The sequence below is a fragment of the Oleiphilus sp. HI0080 genome, assembly GCF_001635135.1.
On sequence record NZ_LWFU01000537.1, the window covers coordinates 1 to 22294 of the forward strand.

A 22294-nucleotide genomic window follows, 5' to 3' on the forward strand; every position below is an offset into this window, starting at 1 on the left:
CGCTTCGCCGCGTTGCACCGCTTCAACCAGCGCACGTTGCGAAGGCATGATGCCGAAGAAAACATTACCCGCCATGATCGAGCCGATTAAGGCACCTACGTGGATGTACGCACCACGATCAGAGAAAAGCTGATCTGCCAGCCAAGCCATGAATGCTAAAAAGGCAAAAAGAACCAGCCCAAAGGCACCGTCTTTATGTCGCAGCGGCGTTTTAACAAGAATTTCGTACACCACAAAGCCAGCGGTAATAAAGCCCATACCCAGGCCAATGGCTTCCCATTGAGTTAGCTCTAACTTGCTGTTGTCGATCAGAAAGCTTTCAGCGCCAACGTAGTAAATAATCCAAAGCATTACCATGCCGGTTAGCCACGTGGTGTAAGCTTCCCACTTAAACCAATGCAGGTTCTCTGGCATTGCCTCTGGCCCAAGTTTGTATTTGGCAACCTCGTAAAAACCGCCACCGTGGATCGCCCAAAGGTCACCACCAATGCCTTTGTCTTTTTTCCATTGCGGCGGGTTTTCGAGGCTGTTATCCAGCCATACAAAATAAAAGGAGGCGCCAATCCAGGCGACACCCGCGATCACATGGAACCATCGGAAAAATAGGTTCAACCATTCCAGGAAATACGCTTCCACAGTTAATCTCCTCGCCTGTGTATTAGTGTTTTTCGTGGGCGCATTCGCCCGCGACGTAGGTGGCTTTTACTGCGCGGTCATCGCCCAGAATAATCATTGCGAACAGCTTTTCGTCCAGTGTTTTGCACTTGGATTGCTTCAGGCTCATCAACGGTGTTGCATCATAATCAAGCACCGCAAAGTCGGCTTCACGACCTGCCTGAAAAGAGCCAATCTTGTCATCCAGTTGCAGCGACTTGGCATTGCCTAGCGTTGCCATGTACATACTCTTGAGAGGGCTTAAGCTGTGATTTTGAAGTTGATTTATCTTGTAGGCTTCAGCAAGTGTGGTCAGCATCGAGAAGCTAGTCCCGCCGCCGACATCGGTGGCAACCGAGTAGTTCACTTGTTCTCTTTCGAGCTGGCGTATATCGAGTAAGCCACTGCCTAAGAACAGGTTCGAGGTCGGACAGAAGCTGACACTTGAGCCGGTCTCGCGCAAACGTTGATGCTCTCGCGGATACAGGTGAATGCCATGCGCAAATACGGCGCGAGGGCCGAGCAGGCCATAGCGGTCGTATACATCAAGGTAATCAATCGCATCAGGAAATAGCTCGTCGACAAACGCCACCTCATCGTGGTTCTCGCTAATGTGCGTTTGCATAAATACGCTTGGGTGTTCTGCAATAAGCTGTCCGGCTTTCTCTAACTGGGCTTCGGTTGAGGTGATCGCAAAACGCGGCGTGACCGCATACAGCTGACGGCCTTTTTCGTGCCATGCTTCGATTAAGGCTTTGCTGTCTTGGTATGCGCTTTCTGGTGTGTCGGTGAGATACTCTGGCGCGTTGCGATCCATCATCACTTTGCCGCAGATCATCCGTGTATTGCGCTGTTCTGAGGCTTCAAAGAAGGCTTCGACGCTTTGCTTATGTACAGTGCCGAAAACCAAGGCGGTTGTGGTGCCGCACTTCAGCAATTCATCTAGAAAGAAGTTCGCAATGTTCGATGCGTATTCCTTGTCTTCAAACTGGCGCTCAGCAGGGAAGGTATAGTTGTTCAGCCAATCCAATAGCTGCTCGCCGTAGGATGCAATCACTTCGACTTGTGGGAAGTGAATGTGTGTGTCGATCATGCCGGGAATAATCAGCTTACCCGTGTAATCAACGATCTCTGCTGTAGTATGTTTGGCGAGCAGTTCGCTTGCCTCGCCTAGCTCGACAACATGGCCGTCGTTCACGACAAGCGCGCCATCTTCAAAGAATTCGTACGCGTTCTCGCCGTCAATATCCGGGTCTGAAAGGAAGTGCAAAACAGAAGCGCGAAAAAGTTTGATGCTCATAATGTTGTGTCTTTAAAGCTCTAGAGTAATTTCGATGTTGATGTTATCGCCGAAGTAGATCTCTTCGCAGTTGTATCCTTCGCCAAGGCGGTCAACAACTAAAAAGTCGCATACTTTGTGCAAGCCCAGTACAGGGTGATGCCATGTGTTCTTTCGGTAGTTGACACCCTGATCTTTGGTCGCCAGAAACAGGTGTAAATTCTCCGGTTTAAGATCTTCGACCGGATCACCAACAAGCACTAAGTACTCCTCGCCAGATAGAGGTTGAAAGGATTGGGAGCCCTTAGGGTGACGCTCCATCATGCAGATAGTCATGGGCAAGCTGCGTGGTTGCGCCCTGAAAATGTTGATGATGATTTTGTCGTCTGCATTTTCTACTTCTGTGCTTACCAGATTGTGGTAGCGCTCGGTATTGCCGTCGTTGATCATCATGGGCGTGTTGCCATCGCACTGAACGACGTCACCGAATGGCGCGAACGCCTCGGCTGTAAGCGGTTTCGGTGTGAGTGTGTAGCGATCCATCTGCCTAGCTGCCCCGGTAAGTCGAAATTCCGTAAGCGGAGACCAGAAGTGGTACGTGGTAGTGTTCTTCTGGCTTTTCGATACGGAAATCGAAGTTTACGCTGGGGTAGAAGCAGGTTTTTCCTTGCTTCTCGAAGTAGCTGTCCGTATCGAAAACAATGCGGTAAATGCCTTTTTCACGCTCCTGACCTTCAAGCCAGTCGGTAATGCGCCCATCGCTGTTAGTGACGCCCTCTGCGATTTGCTTCCATTCACCGTCGACTTGCTTGAATAGTTGTACTGCGATACCCCCAGCGGGGCCGCCGAGATTGGTGTCCAGTACATGTGTGGTAATCGGGCTCATGGTACTTTTTCCTAATTAATTAACTTGTTTATTGCTTGCTAGACCTTGCTCATACTTTGTTAAAAGCGTGCTCTAGCAGTCACGTACTGACGTGTACGCTCCTTTGATGCGCGCTTTTGCCGCGTCGGATTAAGCTCTAGTGCAGCACCGTAACAATTACTACCTCGGGGTCAGACCCTTTATAGCCTGTGGGCGTATCAACTTATTAATGCGAATCGCGGTGATCAGCGCTTGTTGCTGAGCTGCATTTTGCAATTCTGTGTCACGCTCGTTCGGCAGACGCGCTTGCAGTAAATCGTTCATTTGCGCGGCGCTTTTACCGGTGGCGCAGACGATAAAAATAAAGCCGAACTTGTTCTCGTAATCGGTGTTGCCTTGAGCCAATGCCGCGATTGTTCTTTCATTCGCTTCGCTAACGGAAGACTGTTCGCCGCTCGCCAGCTTTTTGGTGTGGGCGTACTTCTTGCGCAGGCTAGTGACATCACCGATTTTTGGGTGGCCTTCAAAGGCCTCAAGAAAATCGGCTTCTTCCATAGTGTCCCAGATTGTTTTAGCTGCCAGATGGCATTGATCAATCGTATCAAATGGGCGCGCTTCGACCATACCTGCTACCCAGCGCGAGGCGGTGCAGCAATTGGTGAATGCGAACGCTGCGTCTTCTTTGCTGAGCGCGTTTAGTTCCTCAAGCGTATAGGTTAAATCTGACATTGTCCTTATCCTTAACGTCCTGAGTCTTGCGCTGAGGTATTGGCAGAGGCTGGGTAGCCCCATAAGCGCAAGCGGCTGATGCCACCGTCTGGGTACATTTTTATGCGAATGTGTGTGAAGTTCATATTGGTGTTTTGTACTTCTGCGGTATAGGTGTGCTCGCGATCTGCATGCAGCGGCGTACGCGGCATAATCTCAATCCACTTGATCGGACTTGGCGCTTCGCGGCCTGCGGTTAAGGCATCCTGAGTGGCATCAAATTCAAGCAACGCGGCGTCGGCGGCTTGCTCGGCAGTGAGCACTGCGCCTTCAAGAGAGAAGCCGTTCGGGTAGTTGCCTTTAAAATGACAGGTATCGACCAAGATCTTGTTGATGCTACCTTTGGTCGCAAGCTGAAGAACTAACCAGTCGTTGTCACGATCTATTGCGGCATCGCCAACCGTGCGGCGGCGTTTGGTTTCCCAGCCATCTCCCATGTTGGCACCACGCTCTGGCATCACAAGGTTTTGCATGTGACTGAAGAACATATCTGAACACACTAACGGGCGAGCGCCGTTTTTGATGTATGCAAGATCGACAGGCTCATTTGGCAGGAAGTGCGCTGGGTCGACAACCACATCGCCATAGATGCGCAAGCGTGCAACGCCACCATCGGGGAACATGTTAAAACGTACGTGGGTCCAAACTTGCTCAGAGCTTTGGTCTGCGGCTTCAATTAGATTTTCGCTACCTGGCTCAACTGCAGTTTTAGGGATGACTTCAAACCACTCGGTGTTGTCGTTTGGCTCGCCAACAATGTTTGCAGCTTCAAGAGAGACATGCTGCGGAGCATTGCCTAAAAAGTGGTTGGTGTCTGCATTGATCGCTCTGATCATCCCTTGTGCGCCCAACTTGATGATGCACCAATCGTACATTAAGCCATCGTCTGAGGAACCGTCAGGAAGAAAACGACGACGACGCGATTCCCAGCCATCCATCCACTTGCCGCGATCGGTAAACTTGTCGTCGATAAATACGCCTCGGCCCGGCTTTAACAGGTTTTCCATTTCAGCGAAAAAGTCGTTACTGCAAGACAGCGTTTGCCCGCCAAGGCGACGCGCTGCAAGATCGGTGTAACGTAATTCGAAACGGTTCATTTGCGTATGTGGAAGCATGCTCGTTGTTTCTCTCTGTTCTTGCGCGTTAATTGGTTTGTTCTATGTTGAGTCGATAGCCCTGTTCTTGACTATCGATTTCGCCACCGAGTTCTTGCTTGATGTCTTTCCATGCAAGGCCGCGACGGGTTTCAGTGTGTTTGTCGCTGTTTTGTAGAGCGATCAGCTCGCCTGCGATGGATACGGCGACTTCCATGGGTAGTTTGCCCGGTATTTCAGAAAGCCCCACAGGCGATTTGATGCTGTTGATTTGCTCTTCGCTATAACCGCGATGTGCAAGGCGTTTTACAAAACGCTCGGCCTTGGTGTCGGACCCAATCAGGCCAATATGCCTGAGTTTTCCGTGCTCAAGGGCCGCCATACAAAGCTCAAAATCGAGCGCGTGGTTGTGGGTGAGAATTAGAATGTCGGAGCCAGCGGGCAAGTGTTCTATCTCGTATTGTGGCCCGTCACTGACCAGCTTTGTGATATTTGCGGGTAATTCGTCGGGGAAGAGATCTTCACGAGGGTCAATCCAGGTGACGCGGCAAGGCAGTGCGCCAAGGATCTTTACCAACTCTTTGGCAACGTGGCCCGCACCAAATAATCCAATATGAAAGCGACACGCAGCAAAGGTTTCGATCAGTACCGTCGCACTGCCACCGCAGCATTGTCCTAATGAGGCGCCAAGCGGGAAGTGATGAATTTCTTGGCTCTCATTGTTCGCCACAAGCAGTTCACGTGCTTTGTTGGTGACAACAAATTCAAGGTGGCCACCTCCAATGGTGTCGTAGGTGTTTTCGTTGGTCACGACCATCTTTGAGCTGTTGTCGCGTGGTGTCGAGCCGGTACAACCTAAAACGGTCGCCAGTGCATAGGCGCTGCCAGTATCCTGACAGCGTTTTACTGCATCAAACCAAGTGTGTGAACGCATCATTTTCGAGCCTCGCTTACGCGTTGTTTGCTAAATGCTTGCGGGTTTCGTTAACCGCGTTGAGAACGCACTCGGGGGTTGCCGGCGCATTCATTGGTGGGCTGAATGTATAATTCGCCATACTGGATACTGCATCACGCAATGCAGACCATGCTGAAATGCCCAGCATAAAGGGCGGCTCACCCACGGCTTTGGAGCGGTAAATGGTTTCTTCCTTGTTTGGCAATTTTTCCATCAGCTTCACTCGAAAGTCGATTGGCGTATCACCCACCGCAGGGATTTTGTAAGTCGCCGGGCCATTAGAGAGTAGGCGGCCGTTATCGCTCCAAACCAGATCTTCGGTGGTTAGCCAGCCCATGCCTTGAATATAGGCACCTTCGATCTGGCCGATGTCGATTGCCGGATTGAGCGAGCGACCAACGTCTTGCAGGATATCGACACGCGTTACCTTGTATTCGCCGGTAAGCGTATCCACTAATACTTCAGAAACCGATGCGCCATTTGCGTAGTAGTAAAATGGACGGCCCTTGCCGGTGTTGCGATCGTAATGGATCTTCGGTGTTTGGTAGTGACCGCTTGAGAATAGTGGTACACGTGCCATGTAGGCGTTTTGTACAAACTCAGGGAAAGGCGTCCATATTTCTTCGCCAGATCGGTCAACGCTCACAACATGGTTGTTCTCAAAGCGTATTTTATCTTCTGTAGTGCTGTGCAGCTCGGCTGCATATTTGACGAGGCCCGCTTTAATACGTTTACAGGCATCCTGAGCGGCCATGCCATTCAGGTCAGACCCTGAAGAAGCCGCGGTAGGTGAAGTGTTTGAGACTTTGTCCGTTCGTGTCGCGGTGACCATAATCGTATCAAGATCTACCTGAAACTCTTCAGCAACAACCTGCGCGACTTTGATATAGAGACCCTGGCCCATTTCTGTTCCACCGTGGTTTACCTGAATGCTGCCATCGGTGTAGATGTGCACGAGCGCACCAGCCTGGTTCAGGAACTGCACAGTAAACGAGATACCAAACTTAACCGGTGTTAACGCCAAACCTTTTTTGAGGAAGGCGCTTGTGGCGTTGAATGCCTTGATTTCGTCACGGCGCTTCCAGTACTCGGAGCTTTCTTCCAGTTGTGAAATCAGCTCAGGTAGCACTTCCTGCTCAACAGTCTGGCCGTAATGGGTTTCGTTACGCGGATCAATGCTGCCGTCTTCAAGGCGCATAGATGCATGTTGGATGCCGTAGAGGTTGCGCTTGCGGATGGTGAGTGGATCTTCACCCATGCGGCGAGCGATATCGTCCATCATCAGTTCGGCGGTGATCACACCTTGAGGGCCGCCAAAACCTCGATACGCCGTTGCAGAAACCGTGTGTGTCTTGCAGCGATAGCCGGTGACGGTTGCGTTGTTGAGATAATAGGCGTTGTCGCTGTGGAACATCGCGCGATCAACGATCGCATCGGATAGATCTGGCGAGTTACCGCATTTACCCGCTACGTTTATGATGGCACCTTGAATCACGCCGTCATCGTTCACCCCGACGGTGTAGTTATTCTGAAAAGCGTGGCGCTTACCCGTCATCACCATGTCGTCATATCGGCTCATACGGTACTTAACCGGACGACCTGTGTGATGCGCCAAAATAGAGGCAATACATGCGAGCGGCGCGGCTTGTGTCTCTTTACCGCCAAAACCACCACCCATGCGGCGGACTTCGACATTGACCTTGTTGATGCTGATATCAAGCACTTCGGCAACCAGCTTTTGCACTTCCGTTGGATGTTGGCTTGAGGTGTAGACGTTCATGCCGCCGTCTTCCGATGGGGCAACGGTTGATATCTGGCCTTCAAGATAGAAATGCTCTTGTCCCTTGATGTAAAGGTCGCCAGAGATCGTGTGTGGTGCTTCTTTCAATGCTTTGTCGGCATCACCACGCTTATGTTGGTGCGTAGGGCGCACGAAGAACTGGTCTTTCATCGCCTTGTCGACGGTGAGCGTCGGTTCTAGCTCTTTGTATTGAATTTGCGCCAATGCTATGGCGGCTTTGGCCTGTTCGTGTGTTTCGGCGGCGACCGCAAAAATCGGCTGGCCGATGTATTCGCACTCGCTTTCAGCCAAGACGGGATCGCCAGGAAATACGGGCCCGATATCGGTGTGGCCCGGAACGTCTTTCACAGTAATGACTTTGACGACCCCGGGGGCTTTTTCAACCGCACTTAAGTTCATCGATTTAATAAACGCATGCGCGTATTGGCTTCCGCCCACGGCAACATGCAAGGTACCCGGAAGCTCTGGCATATCATCAACATACACGGCTTTGCCTGCAACGTGCTTGATGGCGCTCTCGTGCTTCATACTCTCGCCGGTTTTACCTTTGGCTGGTCGTATGCGCTTGTTGTCTTCTACGTCAATCAGCTTACGCATTATTTGCCTCCTGCACGCTTACGACGTCATTGCTTTGCAGTTGCGTGGTCAATACGGATTCAACACGGCTAATACTGTCAGGATTGAGAATTTCGAGCGCTGTTTTTTCAAGCAAGCCTTGGGTGACTTGAATGCGATAGCTAGCGCTAGCACGCACATCGCTAAACGGTTGGAAGTCTTCAGAGACTTTTTCTCCGGCCTTGCGGAAGGTCTCGACGGTCATGGGTTGATTGATCAGAGCTGATTCGATGGCCGAGCCCGATTTGGGTATTGCAGCCATACCACCAAAGCCAGTGCGAACCGCCGTGATTTTTCCACCTTGTACCTTTAGCTTGATCGCCATGAGTACGGCCGAAATGTCGTCTTCAAGCCGTTTGGAAATCTTGTATACCTTTAAATATTCGCAGGCTTCTCGGCGGGGGATACGAATCGCACGAATGTATTCGCCTTTTTGAAGAAGCGTCTTTTTGTAATCAAGATAAAAGCTATCCAGCGCGATCCATCGATTGCCCGCGGCACTGGCTATTTCTATGTCTGCATTTAGGGCGATGAGCACAGGAGGCGTGTCACCAATGGGAGAGGCGTTCGCAATGTTGCCGCCCATGGTCCCGCTGTTTCGTACCTGTCGGGCTGCAAAGCGCTCAAGCAGTTGTGCAAATTCTGGAAAATGAGCACGGAGGGCTTGTTCGCTGTCAGTGAGTGTCGCTGCGCCACCGATAGTGAGGTATTTCTCGTCTTCACTGATCGCTTTTAGGCTGGTGACCTGATTGATCGCAACTAATTTTTCAATGCGGCGATTCATCTGGGTCACTTCGAGCGCAAGATCCGTCGCGCCCGCAACCATTCGAGCATCGGGATGCTGCTTTAAAATCGCTTTCAGTTCGTCTTCGCTGCGAACACTCCATGCCTGTCCTTCTGCGCTTTGAGTGACGGCGTTTGTGTTTGATGGTCTGGCTTCACTGGGCGACCAAATCTCCGCTTTTATCTTGCCCGGATAAGACTTCATGCTTTGCGCAGCTTCGATAATGGGTTTGTAGCCCGTGCAGCGGCAAAGGTTACCTGAAAGCGCATCGTAGATTTCATGCAAGGTGAAGGTTTTATCTGTTGGAGTGTTCTCAAAGAGCGCGGTAAGCGACATGACGATGCCTGGTGTGCAAAAGCCGCATTGCGAGCCATGCTTGTCGACCATCGCCTGTTGGGCGGGGTGGAGTGTATCGCCATTTGCTATGGCTTCGACCGTGATTAGGCTTTTGCCATCGATCTGCGCGAGAAAAGTAATGCAGGAATTAATCGCTTTGTAGCGCCATTCTCCGTTTTCCATTTCGCCGGCAAGTACCGAGCAAGCACCACAGTCACCAGAGCCGCAGCCTTCTTTTGTGCCAGTAAGGGTTTGGCGCGTGCGTAAGTAGCGAAGCACGGTCATATCCGGCTGGATACTTGATTCACTGACCTGCTGACCATTTAAGAAAAACGTAATCACGGCGTTTCCTCTGCTCTTGAGTATGTCGTTGTTCGCGCCCGGTGCAACCTTTCAATACCTGGATTTGCCACCGCTTATGTTTTAGTCGCGATGTATGATTCCGCAAATAAGCAAGGCTTATAATCTGGTCGCACCGACCCGCTGATGTGCTGGAATGATTCTATAATAAAAACTTGACCAATTGGTAAGGTAAATTTGTAAAAAGTGACTTAGCACTAATTAAGCTGATGAATTTACTGCATTCTTTTAGCCTAATTTTGGCTTGTAATTCGATTGTCACAAATCAAATTATGACTAGTTGGTCAATTTTCTGTTGTGGTGGTTGTTATAAGCTATAAGGCTGTTATAGCTTTTTGCTTCGTTGCTTTTGAGGTTAATGCGGTTATATTTCTGACCGGTTAGGCAATACTATTGTTTTTATAGAAAAGTTTTTCTTCGCTGAGTTTTTGGCAAGCGCTTTGCTTAGTAGCGCGAGACAAAATGAAAGTTTAGCAAAAGACTATCCTGACGGTCAGGTAAATAAATGAAGCGTATAGAACTAAAAGGCATCACGAAGCGTTATCCGGGCACAGTCGCGAATCGATCTGTAGCATTGTCGGTTGAGCAGGGTGAGATCCACGCTCTGCTTGGTGAGAACGGCGCTGGCAAGAGTACTTTGATGAAAATCATCTACGGCGTTGTAAAGCCGGATGAGGGCACGATGACCTGGGAAGGCAAGCAGGTTACGGTTAAAGGTGCAGCTCACGCACGCTCGATGGGCATAGGGATGGTGTTCCAACACTTCTCTCTATTTGAGACCTTAACTGTTGCAGAGAATATCGCACTCAGCCTTCCGAAGCATGAAGTTGGTGCGATGAGCGCACTAAAAGAGCGCATAATTGAGGTGTCAGAGCGTTACGGTATGAAGCTCGACCCGAATCGTTATGTGCATACGCTTTCGATAGGAGAGCAGCAGCGCGTCGAGATTGTTCGTTGCCTATTGCAGGATGTAAAGCTGTTGATTCTCGATGAGCCCACTTCAGTGCTGACACCCCAAGAAGTCGACACGCTATTTCTGACGTTGCGCCAATTGTCTGAAGAAGGTTGCAGCATACTCTTTATCTCCCACAAGCTGGATGAAGTGCGCGCGATTTGTACTGGCGCGACCATACTCCGCGGCGGCATTGTGACGGGTGATTGTAATCCGCAAGCAACAACCTCTGATGAAATCGCTCGATTGATGGTCGGCGACGATACCCCATTGAATCAGGATTATGAGAAAGCCGTTGGAGGCGACGTTTTTCTGAGTGTGAAACATCTCAGCCATCAATCGAATGACCCATTCTCGACTTCTTTAAAAGATGTGTCGCTTGATGTGAAGCGCGGCGAAATTTTAGGTATTGCCGGTGTCGCGGGTAACGGTCAAGAAGAACTGTTGGATATGATCGGCGGTGAAGAACTAGCTGGCTCTGACGTGATCTTTTTTGATGGTCAGTCGGTCGGCAATGCGGGGCCTACAGAGCGTCGTTCGCGCGGGCTAGGTTTTGTGCCTGAAGAGCGGCTTGGCCGCGGTGGCGTGCCTGATATGTCGTTGGAAGACAACGCATTATTAACGGCGTATCAGCAAGATATGGTCAGCAAAGGCTGGATAAACCGGGCAAAAGTAAAAAGCTTTGCTGAGCGCATTGTTGCCTCGTTTAACGTGAAAACGCCCAATACTCAGGCTCAGGCGAAATCGCTGTCTGGCGGTAATTTGCAGAAGTACATTATTGGTCGCGAGATTCTTCAGAACCCAAAACTTCTCGTCTGTTCTCATCCAACTTGGGGGGTGGATATCGGAGCGGCCATTCTGATTCGCCACGAGCTCATTCGTCTACGTGATAAAGGCGCTGCGATTTTGGTTGTGTCTGAAGATATTGATGAGTTGTACGCGATAAGCGATCGGATTTGTGCGATTTGTGATGGCAAGCTTTCACCCGTTGCGGCAACGGAACAGGTCACGATTAATCAGTTAGGTAAATGGATGGCAGGCGATAGCACTCCAGTAGAACAAGCTGCACCGGAGGTAGACGCATGATTTTTCGCTTAGAAAAACGACCGTCCGATTCAAAAGCAATGGCGTATTTGTCGCCTGTTTTGGCCGTCGCATTAACGTTAATCAGTGGTGCCGCTTTGTTCGCGTCGCTGGGCCATGATCCGGCGCATTCGCTGTATGTGTTTTTCCTTCAGCCTCTTGAGGATTTGTATGGCTGGACAGAGCTAGGGATTAAAGTTGCGCCGCTGTTGTTGTGTGCGATTGGTTTGATGATGTGCTTCAAAGCCAAAGTTTGGAACATTGGTGCAGAAGGGCAATTTATTCTGGGTGGCCTAGGCGGCGGGTTCTTGGCGTTGCAGTTAGGTGAGGTTGAGAGCGCTTGGGTGCTGCCGGCTGTTCTCGTATTTGGCAGCGCCTGTGGTTTGCTTTGGGCGATGCTGGCCGCATTTTTGAAGACGCGTTTTTCGGCAAACGAGATTCTCACCACGATCATGCTCAACTATATCGCATTAAACCTACTTTATTACGGCGTGCATGGGCCATTAAAGGACCCCGATGGCTATAACTTCCCGGAGTCCGCACTGTTTTCCGATTGGGCTATTTTGCCGACTGTTTTCGAAGACTATCGTCTCACGATTTCGATCTTCTTTGCCTTGTTTGCAGTTGCCATTGTCTGGACCTTCGTCTCTCGGACATTGCTTGGCTTTCAGGTGAGTGTGCTTGGTGAAGATGCCTCTGCGGCAAGCTTTGCTGGCTTTAAGGATAAGAAGCTTGTTTGGTTGGTGTTGTTAATGTGTGGTGCCTTAGCCGGCTTAGCCGGTGTTTCAGAGGTAACCGGTCCGGTAGGGCAGCTCAATCCTTATATTGCACCGGGTTACGGTTATGCCGCGATCATCGTTGTGTTTCTTGGGCGCATGCATCCCTTGGGCATTACCTTTGCCAGCATGTTACTCGCACTGACTTATATGGGTGGCGAGATGGTGCAAATGGACTTGACGCTGCCCAAGTCTATTACCGGCTTGTTCCAAGGCATGTTGTTGTTTTATCTCTTAGCGTGTGACTTGTTGATCTCGTACCGCATTGTGCGTGACCGCCCAAAAGCCGCTTCCAATTCTTCAAACCAGCCAGTCGCACAAGCATAGAGGTTTCGCGTGGATATTGAACTTATTACCAACATTCTGTTTGCGACGATTCGTACCGGAACGCCGTTGATTCTGATTGCCCTAGGCGAGATGGTGTGTGAGAAATCGGGTGTTCTTAATCTTGGCCAGGAAGGCATGGTGTTAATGGGGGCAGTGGTCGGTTTTGCGGCTTCTGTCATTACTGGCAACCTTGGCTTAGGCGTCGTCGCCGCGGTCGTGGCTGGCGCGATGATGTCTTTGCTCTTTGGCTTTCTAGCTATTTCTCTGGTTTCTAATCAGGTGGCGACCGGGCTGGCATTAACGATATTTGGTACCGGCTTAAGTGCCTTTATTGGTGCAAGTTATGTGGGCGTCGGCATTGAGGGTATCGAGGCATGGACTATTCCACTGCTCAGCGAAATTCCAATTATCGGCAAGATCTTTTTCTCGCACGATCCCTTGGTCTACCTTTCCTGGATTCTGTTTGCTCTCGTGTTTTGGGTATTTAAAAGCACGCGTTTGGGTTTGACCATTCGCTCTGTAGGCGAGAATCCAGAAGCCGCCAATGCGATCGGTATGAGCGTATTCAAAGTGCGCTATGCCGCTGTCATGTTTGGCGGCGCAATGGCGGGCTTAGCGGGTGGTTATTTGTCGCTGGCTTATACACCACTTTGGACAGAGGGTATGTCTGCAGGGCGTGGTTGGATCGCACTGGCACTTGTTGTGTTTGCGAGTTGGAAAGCAGAACGCATTATGTTGGGTGCTTACCTCTTTGGTGCTGCAAGCATCATGCACCTCGTTCTACAGGGATTAGGCTTCGAAGCCTCACCAAATCTGTTGGCCATGCTTCCGTATGGCGCAACGATCATTGTGTTGGTTGTAATCGCGAACGATGCAGTCAAGGCAAAACTAAGTACACCTTTAGCACTCGGCCAGCCTTATCGGCCTCAGGTCTAGGGCGTCAATAAAAAATGAAACCTCAGGAGTTATTATGAAATTAAGATCAATCACGAAAGCCTTGGCTGCCGCAACACTGGTTAGCGGTGCGGCGCTCGCTCAAGCTGAAGAGCCATTAAACATCGGTTTTGTCTACGTTGGGCCGACTGGCGATGCGGGCTGGACCTACGCGCATGATGAAGGCCGTAAGTATGTTGAAGAGCAACTTGGTGACAAGGTAAAAACCACCTACGTTGAGTCTGTTCCAGAAGGTGCAGATGGCGAGCGCGTTATTCGTCAGCTTGCGTCAAAGGGCAATGACCTCATCTTTACAACTTCGTTCGGTTATATGAACCCAACGCTTAAAGTTGCAAAAAAATTCCCGAAAGTCGCTTTCGAGCACGCATCAGGCTACAAGCGCTCAGACAACATGGGCACCTATTTTACCCGTGCTTATCAAGGCCGCTACTTGACGGGTTTGATTGCGGGCAAGATGACCGAATCTAACGTACTTGGTTACGTAGCATCGTTCCCGATTCCTGAGGTTATTCGTGGCATTAACGCGTTCACCAAGGGTGCTAAAGAAGTAAACCCTGACGTTCAAGTGAAAGTTGTTTGGGCAAGCACTTGGTATGACCCTGCAAAAGAGCGTGAAGCAGCAGAAACGCTGATTCTTCAAGGCGCAGACGTGCTTACGCAACATACTGACTCCGCCGCTGTGATTCAGGCCGCAGAAGCAAAAGGCAAGTACGCAATCGGTTACCACTCAGATATGTCTGAATACGGTAAAAAAGCGCACCTTACTTCAACGGTACACAAGTGGGGTCCACTTTACCTTAAGAAAGCACAAGCCGTGCTTGATGGCACTTGGAAGTCTGAAGACTTATGGCCTGGCATCGCAGACGGTACAACCGATCTAGCGCCACTGAACGAAGCGATTCCAGCGGATGTTGTCGCGATGGTAGAAGAGAAAAAAGCGGCATTGAAGGCGGGCGAAATGCGCGTATTTGATGGCCCAGTTGTAAACCAAGCTGGAGAAGAAGTGATTCCAGCGGGCGGCACAATGGATGACGGTGCGCTTCTTGGCTTTGATTTCTACGTGCAAGGCGTAGAAGGCAAATTGCCACAGTCTTAATTCAAGGCGAACGATTCGCTGAATAAGGCAGTTAGCAGCGAGCTACTGTTTCCGAATTGCGGTAGCTCGCACTTTTTATAAAGCACCATAAGTGCTGTATTAATGAAAAACTAAGGTAGAGAAATGAAACAACTAAAAACCATCGCTGGTGCAGCAGCACTCGCAGCTGCAGTAGCAGCACCCGCTCAAGCTGAGCAGTTTTGGGCTGACAACAGTGTAACCGTGCTACACAGTGCTGATTACTACAACGTTGGCCATGCTTTCGGCGCTCCGCAGAAAACCATGGAAATGACGACAATGACCGTTGAACACGCTTCGGGTCACGATTGGGGTGATGCCTTCTTCTTCGCTGATCGACACAATGGTAAAGGTTCATTTGGTGACTTTAACGAGACATACGCAGAGCTTTCTCCTCGTTTTAGCCTAAGCAATATGACGGGTTCTGAGCTGAAAGCGGGCCCTGTAACTGACGTATTGATTGCGACGACCTACGAGTTCAGCTCAGACAGCACAGGCTTCTCGCAAGATAACTACCTTTACGGTGTAGGCTTGAACTGGGATCTTCCGGGTTTTGCGTTCTTCCAAACGAACTTTTTCTACGCGAATAACGAAAACATTGATGATGATCTTCAGTTGACGGTTGTATACGGTGTTCCATTTGCTACGGGTGATGTTGATTGGATGTTTGATGGCTACATCGATTGGTCATCTGCACAAGAAGATCACGGAGCAGACTTTCACTTCAACCCGCAACTACGTGCTGATATCGGCAAGTTCATGGGGATTACCAAATCTAAGCTTGAAGCGGGTATCGAGTACTCATACTGGCACAACAAGTTTGGTGTGAAGAGCGATGACGCAGAATCAGCAGTTAGCGCTTTGATCAAGTACCACCTGTAAGTATGATTGTTAGTGGTTAATCATACTGCTAGCGATAGCAGCTAGTAATGGTATCGAATAATTGTAGCTAACAGTATGTTCGTAGCGAGCTTCAGGGCGTGGCCCTTAAAGCTCGTTATCGATCCCCAGAACAACAAACAAAGATGTAGAACAACATGAGCGATAAAGATAGCGCACAAAAGACCGGTAAAATCCGAGAGCAGAATCGTAAAAATATTCTGGCTGCTGCTGAAGACTCTTTTGTTAAAAACGGGTTTAAAGGAACCAGCATGCAATCCATTGCCGATGCTGCAGAACTGCCTAAAGCCAACGTTCTCTACTACTTTAAAAGCAAGCAAGCGCTTTACTTGGCGGTGCTTGATGAGATTATCCGACGTTGGGACGAGTCGATCGACGATATGAGCGAAGGCGATGACCCAGCTGAAGTACTTGGTAACTACATCCGCGCAAAAGTTGATCTAGCCATTCAATACCCGAATGCGTCCAAGATTTTCGCACTTGAAATCATTCAAGGCGCACCGAATTTACAAGACCACTTACGCAGCAACTTGCGTGCTTGGGTCCGAGACAAAAGCAAAATTATCCAGTCTTGGATTGATCAGGGAAAAATGAACGCTGTTGATCCTGAGCATCTGATTTTTATGATCTGGTCTACCACCCAGCATTATGCCGACTTTGACACGCAGATTCTTACCGTGACTAACAAGCTTGAATACGACGAGTTGGATGTACAGCGTATTAAAGACCTGCTTTGCACCATCATTCTTGGCGGCTGCGGTTTGAGTGCTTGAACAGCAAACTGAAGCGAAATAAATGCCCTGCGTAACAGAGGGTGTTAGGCAGGGCTAGGTTGTTAGCTTCGTGAGGGATATTGGCCCTGCAGAGAAATAATGCAGTTGAGCGCGGTGCTTGGCATCATGTTTTGATGGGGCTGAGAGCCGCCTGTTGCACTGATTGCATTTGCATGCATGTTTTTATCAATTGTACCGCTGCCATACAGCTTTGTTCTGCTGGTATTCGCGAGGCTTCGGTCATTCGGGAGCGTGCTATCGGCGCGTTCGCTCGACCCAGACAGCCCATGCGAATGACTAGGCAAATTGGCCGTTGTTAGCGTGTTAGATTCTTGTCCATCTTTTAATCCTAGTCGATAGTTAGGATAGTCTTCGTGGAGCATCAGGCGACCACGCATGTCAGGCAGGGCAAACGTGACTCTGCCATCGCCACCATAGGTGGTCCCCAATAATGAGAAGAGCGCTTGATATTGCGATATCTGCAATATCTGACCATTACATTGAGCCCAGCCTCGCGGTGCAAAGTTAAACGCAACCCATTTCATTTCTCCTAGTAAGGGATTATCTGCAGCGGTGGTCGCTGCGGCATGAGTTGAAGTAAGTAACGCGGCCAAGCTCAGTAAAGTAACTGAAAGAAAGCGTAGTTTCATGACGTTTCTCCTGAACTTAATTGCGTGATGGGAATATGCCAACAGTGGCAATAATGCAGTTTAAGGTTGTGTAGGGCTGCATGTTGTTATGTGGTTGTCCGCCCCCACTGTTGCCGATGTTTCCAGTGTTCATAGCGACATTTGGTGCGTCTGCAAAAACACGCGTTCTAGAAGGGCTTGCGGGCACTTTGCCACTCGGGTCGGCTGAGCTTGGTGCGCCGCTGCTGGCCATCTGGGTGTGGGTGTGGCTAGGCATTTCAGCTGCGCTAAGTGTGACGGTCTCTCGGCCTAGTTTTTGGCCGAGAGGGCGATTGGTTAAGCCTGGGCCTTGTCCTTCATGAATGGCCGTTCGGCCTTTTAAATCGGGTATGCCGAAGGTCGTTCGCCCGTCTCCGCCATACGTGGTGCCGAGCAATGAAAATAGGGCGCTATATTGGTTAATTGGAAGCAGTTGGCCATCACAGAATTGCCAACCACGAGGGGCGAAATTGTAAGGTACCCAAGCAATCTCGCCTAAAAAGGGCTCTGCAGAGACGTGAGTTGCGGAAGTGGCGGCTACCGTTAATGCAGCGCCGGCGATTAGCGTTTTTAGTGTTTGTTTCATTGCTCTCTCCTGTGAGCATGTTTTTCGGATCCTTTTGAGTACTACAAACAACACTCATCAAGAGTTATGTCATTTTGTATCGATCGATCATCTCAAGTGCGTTAGCAGGTCGATTTTCGCAATCGAATCAATCCTCCCAAAGCAAGGCTAAGCAAGATTAGCGAGCTCGGCTCTGAGACGGCGCCCGGTGGAGATGACATTTGGGCAAAGGTGATGTCATCCACGTTGAAATAATAGTCTTCTGGGAAACTTGAAAATGAGACGCTAGTGAACGCGTCTGCTGCTGAGTCGGAATACAGGCCGATGAAATAGGCTTCGCCGTCTAGTAGCTGTTGATCCGCGTTCGCAGACAGATTAGCGACGAGACCAGTATTCGTTGTTAGCGTTATATCGTTATCAAAAAGAAGTGATTCAAAGCCGATATGAATGTACAAGCCAATGGCCGATTGGGCCGAGCCAAACGTCATGTCGAAGCTATCCCCTCCCGCAAACCGACCGTCAAAGTCATTGATGCCTAGATAGTTTGAGGAGGACGTTGTGTCATAGGTCGCGTCGACAGAGAGATCGTAATCCAACGAATAGTCAAAGGTAACACCATCAAACGGAGAACCTGGGAGGACTAGATCTCCTGCAGTGGCAGAATCAAAGTCGATTGTATTGCTCGAGAGACCTGCGATGGCTGTCGTAAAATCGGCCTCGTTATCGTAAGTCATTGTCGCGGCGTGCGTTGAAGCGGCAGCAGCGCTGAGTATTAGTAGGCTAGCTGTTCTTAAAAAGTGCGTTCTTGCTCTCATTGTCTTTACCGTCCCTAGGTTTTGGTTGTTATTTGATCAGTCACTTTGGTGCATTATGGTGCTACCGTCAAGACAATTACCGCCATTAATCAAAGAAATCTTCGTCACGTCATTACGAGGGGCTTGAGGCGAGGGGCTTGAGCCTCGGCTTTACTTTTGGAATGGCGAGTTTTTTTTACTCAACTATGCGATGCGTGTGGATTAACGTGAATGCTGGAGGTGATGTGAAATTTACAGCTCTAAGAGCTTGGCCCTAGAGGCCCAGCAGTTTAAACTTTGCGTTGAAAGGCTCGCCGATTCGGATGAATTTAACGTGTGGTCTTTCTTAGAGTTACCAAGCAAGTTAAAACAAGGCAGATTAACACACGTCTTTCGCCTTAGAGCCGAGACCGTCACTGCTATATTTTTCATAGACCTGGACATACAGGTCGAGAAATAGGAGTGACGAATGACAGCTTCAAACCATTCTGTTTGGATTAAAGCCCCTTTAGCGGTGTTCACCGCCAATAACCAAGACGCGCGTAATGGCATCGTTGTGCGCGGAACAAAAATTATCGAGCTGGTTAGACAGGGATGCGCCCCAACTGAGGATTATGATGAGGTGTATGATGCCTCTCGTTCGGTGTTATTACCGGGCTTGATTAATACGCACCATCATTTATATCAAACCTTAACGCGCGCCTTTCCTCCGGCCTTAAACAAACGATTATTCCCTTGGCTACAAACGCTTTATCCCGTTTGGGCAAAGCTGCAGCCCGAGATGCTTTCGGTGGCGACCGAGCTTGGCTTGAGTGAATTACTTCTTTCGGGCTGCACCACGGTATCAGACCACCATTATTTGTTTCCCGAAGCCTTAACCGAGGCGATCGATATCCAAGTAGCGGCTGCACATAAAATGGGTGCTCGCGTCACGCTGACCAGAGGGTCCATGAGTCTCGGGCAAGAGCAGGGCGGTTTACCCCCGCAATCCACAGTGCAAACCGATGAGGTGATTCTAAAAGATTCGGCGCGTTTGATTGGCCTCTATCACGATGCCAGCGAAGGCTCGATGGTAAATATTGCGCTTGCACCATGCTCGCCATTCTCGGTCACGAGTGAGTTGATGGTCGAGACCGCGCGATTAGCACGTCAACATGGGGTGCGCTTGCATACCCATTTGGCGGAGACGGAAGACGAGAATACGTTTTGCCTAAGTCGCTTCGGTATGCGACCAGTGGATTATTTAGAGTCTGTGGAGTGGATGGCGAGCGATGTATGGCTCGCACATGGTATTCATTTCAACGATGAGGAATTGAAGCGATTAGGTAAGGCCGGAGTCGGCGTTGGTCACTGTCCTTCCTCAAATATGGTTTTGGCTTCTGGAATATGCAGGACGCTGGATCTGGAAAAGCATGGTTCGCCAGTGGGCTTAGGTGTCGATGGTTCCGCATCGAACGATGGCTCCAATATGATTCAAGAAGTGCGGCAAGCTATGTTGATTAGTCGACTGCGTTATCAAGCGGATGAAATAACGCATCTTGATGCTCTGCGCTGGGCGACCAAGGGTTCGGCGCAGGTTCTTGGGCGAAATGATATCGGGGAGTTAGCGGTGGGTAAGCAAGCCGATCTTGCTTTGTTTAAACTCGATGATGCCCGCTTTTCAGGCAGCCATGACCCATTAGCGGCACTCGTTTTATGTGGTGCACATCAGGCGGATGCCGTTATGGTTGCGGGTCAGTGGAAAGTTAAGAATAGTGCGTTATTACACGTTGATTTAACGCGTCTAATCGCAGATCATTCGGGTCTTGCTAGAAAGCTAGTAACTTAGGTTGATCAACAAGGCGAACAGTATGATCGAAGCGTTAACTCAGTGGTTTGAAAGCTATACGCTTCAATTAACCCTCACCGCGATTGCACTGGGTAGTTACCTTGCATTTCGCCTGATTATTGGTCCGATTGTGCGCCGCCATGCGCGCAAGGGGCGGCTAAAACCAGATGTCACGACAAAGGCACTAAAAACAGTCAATATTCTGATTGTGATTGCTGCGTTGTCCACCGTCTTTGTGGTGTGGGGCTTTGATTTTAAAGGTTTGCTGACGCTTTCCGCGAGCTTGCTCGCAGTCACCGGCGTGGCGATGTTTGCTGCCTGGTCGATACTAAGCAATATCACGGCATTCTTTATTCTCTTGGCGCATAGCTCATTTAAGCGTGGCACGTTTGTTCGTATTGTGGATGCCGATAACTATGTAGAGGGTTATATCTCAGAGATTAACCTGTTCAATACAAAGTTGATCAGTGAAAGCCGAGAAATCGTGATTTACCCAAATAACCTGCTGTTAAGTCGTCCTATGGTGGTTAACCCGCGTCAGAAGCTCGATACCATGGGTAAGATTGGCGTGGTGCCCGAAGCTTCGTCCAAATGAACAAGGTTAACGAGGAACGCATCTGGGGATAAGCGTGCTAGGCCGCTTTGTCTTTTGAGGCAAGCAGATCGTAGAGTGATTCAAGTATCTTTCCGAGCTCGGCTTCAAGTGATTGATAGTCGCTGTTCATATGCTCCAGCTTTTCATGCACTTGGTATGCGACTTTCATAAGCTCTTCTTCTTGGTCGTCATCTAGCCCCAGATGAAAGAGCTTTGTTTCAAGTTCAGTGAGCATATTACCGATGACTTCGGTGGATGTTTTCTCGTGAGCTGTGAGTTGCTCGGCAAATCTTTGAAGCTGTTCTTCGGTGATTTTAATTACCCGGGAAAGGACTTTGTTGCGCTGTTGTTCGATGCCTTGTTGTGCCATAAGTTGCTTCAATTGGCCATCACAAATGCTTGAAAGGACCACGAGGTTGTCTTTGAAACGCCCGTAGCGGCTTTCGTCATCAACAGGCATTTCGTTGACAAGTATGGCGACACTATCGCTTCGAATAATGCTTCTAATACCTTTACTTATAATCCGCTCATTGATGGCGGCTGCCTTTTTCAGTAGTAAGCCTTCGGGGGATTCCTCAGTGCAATTCACGTAGATCGGTGTTTTGGCAATAATCATCGCGGATGCGCTCAGACCAAAGCTCTCAACCACTCCACACAACCTTTTAGCGACAGCCTCAAGCGTTGTGTCGTCGTCTGAATCTTTTACAAATTGAATCAACTGGCAAAGTTCGCTACTTGTTGTCATCGCTTCTTCACGGTGCTTTTGTGTTTCTATTAGTTCGTCAGCTTGTGCCAGTTTGATCTTAATGAGCGTTTGCAGCTTGGTTTTCTTGACCGGCTTCTCTAAAAAGCCGTTGCCGCCGACTTCGAAGGAGCGAATGAGGTTTTCCTCGGTTTCAGCCGCCGAGATAAAAAGGACGGGTGTTGCTTTGAATTGCGGTAGATGCCGGACGGCCTCGCAGAGTGCGAAGCCGTCTTTCTCGCGCATCTGAACGTCTAATAGAAAGATGTCGGGCGTGCAGGATTTGAGCTTGTTCAAGCACGCGTCGGCAGATTCAGCGTCTTCTATTTCATATTGATCACCTAGATGCTCTCGTACTATGACACGGGCTATTTCGTCATCATCGACGATCATCACGAGAGGTTTGCCGGACATGTATTGCGCCTTTTTGATTCTAAATATCTCTGATGAGAAAAGTAGTCGAAAATTGGAGGATGACGAATCAGAATTATTAGAGATTTGGATATTTTGTTAATCGGGTCTCCTGATCCCCATGTCGGTTTTTTCTAGGGCGCTATCAATAGGCGAATCAAGAAAGCAACCAAAAATCGATCTAGAGCGTGTGTTCGTAGCGGCTAATGCCAAGCGCTAATCCCAAGCGCTAATCCCAAGGGCTAATACCAAGCGCTAATACCGAAGGCTAAGGTGAGGGGCTAAAAAGAGGGGGGTGGGA

Annotated in this window: 21 protein-coding genes; 8 read left to right on the plus strand and 13 right to left on the minus strand. The window is 49.6% G+C overall.

Annotation, left to right across the window (positions count from 1 at the left end; genetic code table 11):
* The 9 genes from A3751_RS11545 to xdhA all read right to left on the minus strand — a co-directional run.
* Positions 1 to 636: urate hydroxylase PuuD (locus A3751_RS11545; protein ID WP_197466291.1), on the minus strand; the 636-nt coding region annotated here is incomplete at its 3' end.
* 22 nt (positions 637 to 658) lie between these two features.
* The gene (guaD, locus tag A3751_RS11550; protein WP_068456035.1) at positions 659 to 1954 is read right to left on the minus strand and encodes a guanine deaminase; all 1296 of its coding nucleotides are present in this window, start codon (positions 1952 to 1954) and stop codon (positions 659 to 661) included.
* Between the two features lie 12 nt (positions 1955 to 1966).
* Positions 1967 to 2476, minus strand: a complete 510-nt coding sequence (locus tag A3751_RS11555) for an ureidoglycolate lyase (RefSeq protein ID WP_068456038.1) — start codon at positions 2474 to 2476, stop codon at positions 1967 to 1969.
* Positions 2477 to 2480: 4 nt separating this feature from the next.
* Complete coding sequence (gene uraH, locus A3751_RS11560) at positions 2481 to 2819, minus strand: hydroxyisourate hydrolase (protein ID WP_068456041.1); 339 nt, start codon at positions 2817 to 2819, stop codon at positions 2481 to 2483.
* A 159-nt stretch (positions 2820 to 2978) separates the two neighbouring features.
* On the minus strand, positions 2979 to 3527 hold the full coding sequence (gene uraD, locus A3751_RS11565) for a 2-oxo-4-hydroxy-4-carboxy-5-ureidoimidazoline decarboxylase (RefSeq protein ID WP_068456044.1): 549 nt from the start codon (positions 3525 to 3527) through the stop codon (positions 2979 to 2981).
* Between the two features lie 11 nt (positions 3528 to 3538).
* The gene (gene alc, locus A3751_RS11570; RefSeq protein WP_231876884.1) at positions 3539 to 4663 is read right to left on the minus strand and encodes an allantoicase; all 1125 of its coding nucleotides are present in this window, start codon (positions 4661 to 4663) and stop codon (positions 3539 to 3541) included.
* A 46-nt stretch (positions 4664 to 4709) separates the two neighbouring features.
* Positions 4710 to 5597 (minus strand): xanthine dehydrogenase accessory protein XdhC, encoded by an 888-nt coding sequence (gene xdhC, locus A3751_RS11575; protein ID WP_231871677.1) that lies wholly within the window; start codon positions 5595 to 5597, stop codon positions 4710 to 4712.
* Between the two features lie 13 nt (positions 5598 to 5610).
* Positions 5611 to 8013 carry a xanthine dehydrogenase molybdopterin binding subunit gene (gene xdhB, locus A3751_RS11580; protein WP_068456050.1) on the minus strand — a complete coding sequence of 801 codons (2403 nt, stop codon included), beginning with the start codon at positions 8011 to 8013 and terminating at the stop codon, positions 5611 to 5613.
* A complete protein-coding gene (gene xdhA, locus A3751_RS11585) occupies positions 8006 to 9493 on the minus strand; it encodes a xanthine dehydrogenase small subunit (protein ID WP_068456053.1) in 1488 nt (495 codons plus the stop codon). The genes xdhB and xdhA overlap by 8 nt, the downstream gene beginning before the upstream one ends.
* Before the next feature lie 523 nt (positions 9494 to 10016).
* Here xdhA and A3751_RS11590 point away from each other — a divergent pair.
* The 6 genes from A3751_RS11590 (at position 10017) to A3751_RS11615 (ending at position 16390) form a co-directional block, all read left to right on the plus strand.
* On the plus strand, positions 10017 to 11549 hold the full coding sequence (locus A3751_RS11590) for an ABC transporter ATP-binding protein (protein WP_068456055.1): 1533 nt from the start codon (positions 10017 to 10019) through the stop codon (positions 11547 to 11549).
* The gene (locus A3751_RS11595) at positions 11546 to 12649 is read left to right on the plus strand and encodes an ABC transporter permease (protein WP_068456058.1); all 1104 of its coding nucleotides are present in this window, start codon (positions 11546 to 11548) and stop codon (positions 12647 to 12649) included. Before A3751_RS11590 ends, A3751_RS11595 begins: the two co-directional genes overlap by 4 nt.
* Positions 12650 to 12658: 9 nt before the next feature.
* Complete coding sequence (locus A3751_RS11600; RefSeq protein ID WP_068456061.1) at positions 12659 to 13585, plus strand: ABC transporter permease; 927 nt, start codon at positions 12659 to 12661, stop codon at positions 13583 to 13585.
* Between the two features lie 34 nt (positions 13586 to 13619).
* Complete coding sequence (locus tag A3751_RS11605) at positions 13620 to 14699, plus strand: BMP family ABC transporter substrate-binding protein (RefSeq protein WP_068456064.1); 1080 nt, start codon at positions 13620 to 13622, stop codon at positions 14697 to 14699.
* A 123-nt stretch (positions 14700 to 14822) separates the two neighbouring features.
* The gene (locus A3751_RS11610) at positions 14823 to 15599 is read left to right on the plus strand and encodes a DUF5020 family protein (protein WP_068456068.1); all 777 of its coding nucleotides are present in this window, start codon (positions 14823 to 14825) and stop codon (positions 15597 to 15599) included.
* Between the two features lie 155 nt (positions 15600 to 15754).
* Positions 15755 to 16390 (plus strand): TetR family transcriptional regulator C-terminal domain-containing protein, encoded by a 636-nt coding sequence (locus A3751_RS11615; RefSeq protein ID WP_068456071.1) that lies wholly within the window; start codon positions 15755 to 15757, stop codon positions 16388 to 16390.
* Between the two features lie 62 nt (positions 16391 to 16452).
* Here the strand turns inward: A3751_RS11615 and A3751_RS11620 are convergent, their stop codons facing one another.
* From A3751_RS11620 to A3751_RS11630, 3 genes are all read right to left on the minus strand, one after another.
* Positions 16453 to 17040, minus strand: coding sequence for a phage tail protein (locus tag A3751_RS11620; protein WP_082863205.1), 588 nt, complete (start codon positions 17038 to 17040; stop codon positions 16453 to 16455).
* Positions 17041 to 17056: 16 nt separating this feature from the next.
* Entirely contained in the window at positions 17057 to 17644 is a 588-nt protein-coding gene (locus A3751_RS11625; RefSeq protein WP_082863206.1) for a phage tail protein, read from the minus strand.
* A 101-nt stretch (positions 17645 to 17745) separates the two neighbouring features.
* Positions 17746 to 18438: a PEP-CTERM sorting domain-containing protein gene (locus A3751_RS11630; protein WP_068520517.1), complete on the minus strand. Its 693-nt coding sequence runs from the start codon at positions 18436 to 18438 to the stop codon at positions 17746 to 17748.
* A gap of 448 nt (positions 18439 to 18886) precedes the next feature.
* Here A3751_RS11630 and A3751_RS11640 point away from each other — a divergent pair, with 448 nt between their 5' ends.
* Positions 18887 to 20245, plus strand: a complete 1359-nt coding sequence (locus tag A3751_RS11640; protein WP_068456080.1) for an 8-oxoguanine deaminase — start codon at positions 18887 to 18889, stop codon at positions 20243 to 20245.
* Positions 20246 to 20267: 22 nt separating this feature from the next.
* Positions 20268 to 20840: a mechanosensitive ion channel domain-containing protein gene (locus A3751_RS11645; protein WP_082863207.1), complete on the plus strand. Its 573-nt coding sequence runs from the start codon at positions 20268 to 20270 to the stop codon at positions 20838 to 20840.
* Positions 20841 to 20877: 37 nt separating this feature from the next.
* Here the strand turns inward: A3751_RS11645 and A3751_RS11650 are convergent, their stop codons facing one another.
* The gene (locus A3751_RS11650; RefSeq protein WP_068456083.1) at positions 20878 to 21996 is read right to left on the minus strand and encodes a response regulator; all 1119 of its coding nucleotides are present in this window, start codon (positions 21994 to 21996) and stop codon (positions 20878 to 20880) included.
* Positions 21997 to 22294 lie beyond the last annotated feature (298 nt).